Origin of the sequence: Acinetobacter sp. UBA3132, assembly GCF_002364825.1 — a bacterium.
Classification (GTDB): Bacteria; Pseudomonadota; Gammaproteobacteria; order Pseudomonadales; family Moraxellaceae; genus Acinetobacter; species Acinetobacter schindleri.
The window spans coordinates 1-6,695 of record NZ_DEZM01000028.1 but is presented as its reverse complement, the minus strand read 5'-3'; the positions used below and the strand labels follow the sequence as shown (position 1 = coordinate 6,695).

Annotated in this window: 8 protein-coding genes; 4 read left to right on the top strand and 4 right to left on the bottom strand. The window is 40.9% G+C overall.

Annotation, left to right across the window (positions count from 1 at the left end):
* Positions 1 to 146: 146 nt before the first annotated feature.
* The 4 genes from B4033_RS01105 (at position 147) to B4033_RS01090 (ending at position 3,397) form a co-directional block, all read left to right on the top strand.
* Entirely contained in the window at positions 147 to 302 is a 156-nt protein-coding gene (locus B4033_RS01105) for a hypothetical protein (RefSeq protein WP_004890542.1), read from the top strand.
* Between the two features lie 273 nt (positions 303 to 575).
* Positions 576 to 755: a hypothetical protein gene (locus B4033_RS01100; protein ID WP_005220731.1), complete on the top strand. Its 180-nt coding sequence runs from the start codon at positions 576 to 578 to the stop codon at positions 753 to 755.
* 9 nt (positions 756 to 764) lie between these two features.
* Positions 765 to 2,183, top strand: a complete 1,419-nt coding sequence (locus tag B4033_RS01095; protein WP_286831277.1) for a hypothetical protein — start codon at positions 765 to 767, stop codon at positions 2,181 to 2,183.
* An 83-nt stretch (positions 2,184 to 2,266) separates the two neighbouring features.
* On the top strand, positions 2,267 to 3,397 hold the full coding sequence (locus B4033_RS01090; RefSeq protein ID WP_286831274.1) for a hypothetical protein: 1,131 nt from the start codon (positions 2,267 to 2,269) through the stop codon (positions 3,395 to 3,397).
* A 71-nt stretch (positions 3,398 to 3,468) separates the two neighbouring features.
* Here B4033_RS01090 and B4033_RS01085 read toward each other — a convergent pair whose 3' ends face one another.
* The 4 genes from B4033_RS01085 to B4033_RS01070 all read right to left on the bottom strand — a co-directional run.
* Positions 3,469 to 3,729 carry a hypothetical protein gene (locus tag B4033_RS01085; RefSeq protein WP_004813538.1) on the bottom strand — a complete coding sequence of 87 codons (261 nt, stop codon included), beginning with the start codon at positions 3,727 to 3,729 and terminating at the stop codon, positions 3,469 to 3,471.
* 201 nt (positions 3,730 to 3,930) lie between these two features.
* A complete protein-coding gene (gene htpG, locus B4033_RS01080) occupies positions 3,931 to 5,850 on the bottom strand; it encodes a molecular chaperone HtpG (protein ID WP_286831270.1) in 1,920 nt (639 codons plus the stop codon).
* Positions 5,851 to 5,962: 112 nt separating this feature from the next.
* Positions 5,963 to 6,307: a lysozyme inhibitor LprI family protein gene (locus B4033_RS01075; RefSeq protein WP_262478585.1), complete on the bottom strand. Its 345-nt coding sequence runs from the start codon at positions 6,305 to 6,307 to the stop codon at positions 5,963 to 5,965.
* 166 nt (positions 6,308 to 6,473) lie between these two features.
* Positions 6,474 to 6,695, bottom strand: a 222-nt coding sequence (locus B4033_RS01070) for an OmpW family outer membrane protein (RefSeq protein WP_286831266.1), incomplete at its 5' end; no start/stop codon positions are given.

Genomic DNA, 6,695 nt, shown 5'->3' with positions numbered 1-6,695 from the left:
TTTTATAAATAAAATTTTATTATTTTTTATAAAATTGCCGAATCAATCATTTTTTAATACTGCCGCTTTGGTATCATTTTCACACAAATAAGGTTCGATTTTCTCCCAGTTCAATATATTGAACATCAGCTTATAAAGGTCATATTATGAACGCAATTAAATTTGTTCTGGCTGCAACGGTAATGGCACTTTCAGTAACTGCAACTGCGCAAATTGTCTACACACCTGACTTTCCAGCAAAAAAAGCGGCTGCAGTTGAAACTGTTGCGGCGGATACTGCTGAAACTGTAAAAGAAGCTTAATTTTCTAGCTTCTTTCTTAAAAAAAACAGGCTGAAATATTCAGCCTGTTTTTTATTTTTGCAGTACTACATGACAGAAAACGATTAAATTTATATTCAAGCTTATTTCAATTACCTAAATATTTTGATCCATGATTCATCCAGGTGATCTTCCACACCCTTCAAAATTTTATCGCGCTACATTTCTAGAAAATAATTGATAAAAAATAACATTTTTATATTTTCCTCCATATAATCAAAAAATGATCATTTTTTATATGTGACAAGTTTTGTCATGAATGAATTGCAAGCTTTAGTACAAGGTCAAATTTCACCACAGGCGATTCCGGTTGATCATCTGTTGCAGTTAGCCGAACGTTATACCGATCCTAACTCAACTGAATATAAACTGATTGAACTGGCCGCCAATATCATTCTGGCCAAAAGCCTGGATAAAGCACTTAAATATTTATAATAGATGACGATGATGAATGCTCTTGAAAAAGTACGTCTGATTAAAGAACTGCATGAATTAGGATATGATCTGGATCATCGTAGTCTCAGCTTATATGAAGTAGTCCGCTCTAAAAAACGTGTGCAAGAAATTTTCCAGCAGTGCAATGAGCCTGTTTTCAAGAAACAGCTGCTGGCATTCAAAACTCGGCTTCAACCTGAACTTGCTGCACAGGAATTTGCTCGAGAAACCCATTATTACCATAGCTTCCGTGGTTTTTTTCTCAATGCAGATCATCTAAAGGAAGCCCTGTATGCTCACCCGCTTTCAGGTTGGGCTTTCTTGCATGATCCTAAACGTGGCTGGCAAATCTGGCTGATCCCAGCACCTCAACGTACTGCATTGATCAGTGAATGGAACCTTGATATAGAGCAGAGCTTTGGCTGGCTGTTACACCAGCAACAGCTTTCTTCATGTTTGAAAAGTGATCATGAATTACAAGCTACTGCAACCCCATTGTCTTTAGAGATGGTTGAAGATAAGCTTCCTGAACCGTCTATAAATACTTATATCTCCAAACATGAGATTTGGGCGAATCCTCAAATTTTACCCGTTCAACAAAAAGCTTCAAATGTGCTTCAGACAATCGTACCTTTAGCAGAATTAGATTTAAGTCATTCAGAGCCAGACGAACCACAAGTAGAGAATAAAGCAAGCGTCGCAGTACCCGATATTCCAGCGACTCTAGAATTTCAGGATTTATTATTTCAGGTTTCTGATGTTAGCTTGGTCGAAATAGGTAATCATCATCTTTTTGAATTAAGACTGGCTTCTGATTCATCCCTGCAACATCTCAAAATGGCTTGGCATTATCAGGCACATATAGACTGGAACTCTCAACCAGTTTACTTGGCTGAGCAGATAGATAGCACGGGACGCTTTAGCCACTATTGTATGCTATTAGGGACAAGTGAATGGCAGCAAGCCATACAGTTAATGCAGTTCTGGGGACAACAACAGAATTATCATATTGCTGCTATTAAAACGATTAGCGCTGTTGAATTAAGTACTAAATTCTTACAGCTTGATTCGCTCTATCAAACTTATTCTGAACAGGCCCGCTTGATCTGGCAACAAAAGGATTATTTCCCATTTATTCCTCTGCATCAGATTACCACCAAAAAATTTATTCTATTTGATGAGCAGCCAGCCAACTTTCATACTCCCCTCCTGTTACTACAGGAACGTCAAAAATTACGTGTAATTCATGGGGAACAACGTCTCAAGCTGTCTTCCACGGAACAGATGTACCCGTGCTTGATTCTGAAACGTGATCAGCAAATTAACTGGCAGCTGATCCACCAGATTCTGCTGGAGATTAAAGAGCCTGTGGCGGTAGCAGAACTTTATGCAAGCATCCTAGATAAGGCTTTGGAAAAATTGATGTAATTTTGTAGTTCTGGTTGCTTTTATTAGATGCAATTCTGCAAACTTATTCTTGAAATATAAAGAAAAAGAGCAAGAATAGCCCTATGAAAAAAAGCCGGATTTTGCCCGCATCTTTCTTACTGATCAGTTTAACAAGTGTTAGCCCGATACTTTGGGCCGGGCTTGATCAATCTTCTGATACAAGTCAAACAGCCGAGGCTGATGAGCAGGAAGCAGAGCCTTCCAAAAGCTTTAGTTTCCTTGACTATATTCCGCGATTCATAGATAGCACACCTACCTTTTTACCGGAGCAGTCGAGTGAACCTATCGTTCCCAGTACCCATGAGACTGAGGAAAATACCTGGGTAGATCGAAAACAAAAAGGGATTCGTCACTGGACTAACCGTACTGCAAATAAAATTGACAACTGGTTTGGTGACCCTGATGAAAATGAACCTGCACGTGCGACCCTGAGGGTGATCGTGGATAATAGCTGGAACAAATATGATGAATATGAAGTCAAACCCCGTATTCGTGGCAGAATCAAGCTTCCCACATTAGAGCGTAAACTCAGTGTGGTTTTTGGTGATGACAGCCTCGATAATGAACTGAATGACAATGTCACAATTACCAATGAGAATCCAGGCAATGCGCCTGACAGACGGCTGGACCGTAGCCGGACACGAGAAAATAACAGCTCTCTCGCATTGCGCTGGTCGGAACTTTCTAAAAAACTCCCTTTTGAAACTGATCTGGATCTGGGGGTTCGTTCTGGCGATGATATCTATGTCCGTGTAAAAGCAAGTCGAGATTGGGCACTACATAATGACTTCTCATTTCATGCCGAACAGATCTATCGTTACGGGATTGATAGTGAAAACTATCTGCGAACCAACCTGGAATTAACCCATGCGCGCCCTAATCAACCTTTTCTCTCTAACCAGTTCAGCCTGATCTATGCAGATGAACAGGATGATGATTTACGCTGGAATAATTACAGTTTTCGACAGCACCAGTTCTTTAATGCTCACCGCTTCAGTTACGGCCTCTATACTGGGGGTTATATGAATGACAAAGATCTACGCCTGAATACTTGGGGACCCTATGCCTCTTGGCGCCAGCCTTTTCTTCGTGAATGGTTCTTTGTGCAGACTGATGTCAATTATTTAAATGACCACCGTGAGGATCGGAGTCATTACCTAGGTGCCGCAGTCCGCTTAGAAGCTATTTTCTAAAATCAGTAGTGCTATATATGCAAAAAGCCCATGTCAGATGGGCTTTTTCAATCCGATACAATCGTCATTCATTAAATTTTGCTAAACATAATACGGTCTGTACGCATTACACGTTTAGGTTGCAAAGATGGCTGATCCAGAGTGGCTTTGTTAAACACTACACGATCGGTACGCTGTACACGTTCAACCTGTTGAGCTTCCATTTTCATAGGTTTATAGAAACTTATACGATCAGTACGCACCACTTTTTCAGCACTGGTATTCGCCATAGCAAGCTGGCTTGTGGACATAAGTACAGCAGTTGCCAAACTCATTACAATTACTGATTTCATGATCTATATCTCTATTAACTTAACAATCGTTATTATAAATTATTTTTTATTTTATTATCTGTTTATCAAATGAAATACTTTAATGTATTTTTTTATTTTGATGATGGGTTTTCCAGATTAAAGCCCTTTTATAGTCTAATATTTCCAGTGAATAGTCATAAAAAAACCCTTCTATAAGAAGGGTTTTTCTAACTCTGAAAATTAAGCTAATAACAGACTGTTAATACGCTTTACATACTCCGCCGGATTCTCTGGTAAACCACCTTCAGCAATCACCGCCTGATCAAAGATGACATTGGCCAGGTCATCAAACTGGGTAGTGCCTTCCAGTTTTTTCACTAATGGATGTTCAGGGTTGATCTCTAAAATTGGTTTCATATCCGGTACAGGCTGGCCCGCATCTTTCAGCATCCGGATCAATTGTGGTGATAACTCCCCTTCTCCTGTCACCAGACAGGCTGGTGAATCTACCAGACGAGTTGTTACACGCACTTCCTTAGTTTTATCCTTCAAGGAATCCGTAAGTTTATCGACTACAGGCTTAAACTGCTCAGCAGCTGCTTCAAGCGCTTTCTTCTCTTCAGCATCTTGCAGATCACCGAGATCTACTGCACCCTTAGATACATTCTGCAACGGCGTACCATCAAATTCATGCACGAAGTTCATTGCCCATTCATCTACGCGCTCAGACATGAGGAGAACTTCAATGCCTTTTTTCTTGAACAGTTCCAGCTGAGGAGAATTTTTCGCTGCATTCAGACTGTCAGCCGTTACATAATAAATAGCCTTTTGACCTTCCTTCATGCGAGCTTTATAGTCTGCCAATGAAGTACTGATTTCATCATTGGTTGAGGTCGCATAACGCAGTAATTTCAGGATGCGTTCACGGTTACTAAAATCTTCACCCAAACCTTCTTTCAGCACAGCACCAAATTCACGGTAGAAAGTTTTGAAGTTTTCCTGATCTTTTTCATCTTCAGACTTGGCCAGATTATCCAGCATGGTCAGGATACGACGGGTATTGCCTTCACGAATCGTTTTGACGTCACGGCTTTCCTGTAGTAATTCGCGGCTTACATTTAATGGTAAATCTGCACTATCTACTACACCTTGTACAAAGCGCAGATAGTTTGGAATCAGGTTATCCGCATCATCCATAATGAAGACACGTTTCACATACAGCTTGATCCCTGCTTTGGCATCACGGGTGAAAATATCCTGTGGAGCCTTGCTTGGTACATAAAGCAGTTGGGTGTATTCTGTGCTACCTTCAACACGGTTATGCGCCCAAGCCAGCGGTGCAGCAAAGTCATGAGTCAGGTTCTTATAAAACTCGACATACTGTTCTTCAGTAATCTCAGATTTATTACGGGTCCATAAAGCACTGGCAGAGTTGATCGCTTCCCACTCGTCCGTCTTCACATATTGACCACCTTTTGGTGTTTCACCCTCTGCAGCTTCTTCTTCCTGCCAGACTTCTTTCTGCATCTGGATAGGCAGGCTGATATGGTCAGAATATTTATTAATAATCTGCTTTACTTTATAGCTTTGCAGATAATCCAGAGCATCTTCACGCAAATGCAGGATGATGTCCGTACCCCGGCCTTCTTTAGTGATCTGTTCAACTTCGAAATCACCCGTACCGCCACTGATCCAGCGAACACCTTCAGACTTATCCGTGCCTGCACGACGGGATTCTACGGTGATCTTATCCGCTACGATGAAACCTGAATAGAAACCTACACCGAACTGACCGATCAGCTGAGCATCAGCTTTTTGATCACCAGTGAGTTTCGACATAAAGTCTTTGGTCCCTGATTTGGCAATCGTCCCCAGATTATCAATGGCTTCTTGCTGGCTTAAGCCAATGCCATTGTCTGAAATAGTAATGGTTTTGTTGTCTTGATCGAGGCTAACCCGTACACGCAGGTCAGGTTCATTTTCATAATATTCAGGATGATTGATCCCTTCAAAGCGTAACTTATCACATGCATCTGAAGCATTTGAAATCAATTCACGCAGGAAAATTTCAGGGTTTGAGTATAGCGAATGTGTCACGAGGTGCAGTAACTGCGCCACCTCGGCCTGGAAACTATGCTTTTGTGCGTTTGACTCGCTCATTCTTTACTCCTTTCATTCTTGGAAACAGACTTAAGCTGATGCCTATATGAATGGAGTGAGTTGTTTAATTTTCAATAGTATCTAGTGATTTTCATGCAAAAAAATTCACCACTTAAAATGGTCCTTGACGATAGACCCGGTCAAATTGCAAGTCGATCTGTTGCTGGCGCATTTTATACACCTGCGTCAGACAGTCGACAGACTCCTGACACTGATCACGAAACTGCAACCACTTGATCTGATCTCGCTGAATGACCGAACGTGTCCCCATCGGCACAAGATGACGGATAATATTATAGCTGGTGGCCATTTTGACATCGGCATCATTCAGTACACGATTTTGGCAAATCGCTTTCTCAGTTTGTGACTGGGCTTTCTGGCAGTCAAAACTTGCTGCATGGCTTTGGGTCGTCCAGACCACAAAGAAGACCAATCCACTTCTAAGCAACCACTTCATTCTTGATCTTCCTATTCTCTTTATTGTATTCAGATTATCTTTAACTTTATTGCATTCAATATATTTGAACAGGGCGAATCTGCTCAATTAAATCACGTTATAAATCGTTGTTATTTTGCAAAAAAAAGCCCTATCCGTAGATAAGGCTTTTGGATAATTCCAAAACTTAGAATTTGTAGCTATAGCCAATAGTGTAGACCCAAGGATCAATACCAAATTCGCCTAAATCGATTTTTGTACCATCAGCAGTTTTTGCTTCAAGATCTGTATTTAGATCTGCGTAACGTGCATCCACAAACACACCCCAATTTTTAGCATCTGCTGGTTGGAAATTAAATCCAATTTGACCCGCTACACCATATGAAACATCGGCATCTAATTTAGCCAC

Excerpts from the sequence above, each read along its gene's own strand:
- B4033_RS01105 (WP_004890542.1), top strand. The coding sequence starts at position 147 with ATGAACGCAATTAAATTTGTTCTGGCTGCAACGGTAATGGCACTTTCA.
- B4033_RS01100 (WP_005220731.1), top strand. The coding sequence starts at position 576 with ATGAATGAATTGCAAGCTTTAGTACAAGGTCAAATTTCACCACAGGCG.
- B4033_RS01095 (WP_286831277.1), top strand. The coding sequence starts at position 765 with ATGATGAATGCTCTTGAAAAAGTACGTCTGATTAAAGAACTGCATGAA.
- B4033_RS01090 (WP_286831274.1), top strand. The coding sequence starts at position 2,267 with ATGAAAAAAAGCCGGATTTTGCCCGCATCTTTCTTACTGATCAGTTTA.
- B4033_RS01085 (WP_004813538.1), bottom strand. The coding sequence starts at position 3,729 with ATGAAATCAGTAATTGTAATGAGTTTGGCAACTGCTGTACTTATGTCC.
- htpG (WP_286831270.1), bottom strand. The coding sequence starts at position 5,850 with ATGAGCGAGTCAAACGCACAAAAGCATAGTTTCCAGGCCGAGGTGGCG.
- B4033_RS01075 (WP_262478585.1), bottom strand. The coding sequence starts at position 6,307 with ATGAAGTGGTTGCTTAGAAGTGGATTGGTCTTCTTTGTGGTCTGGACG.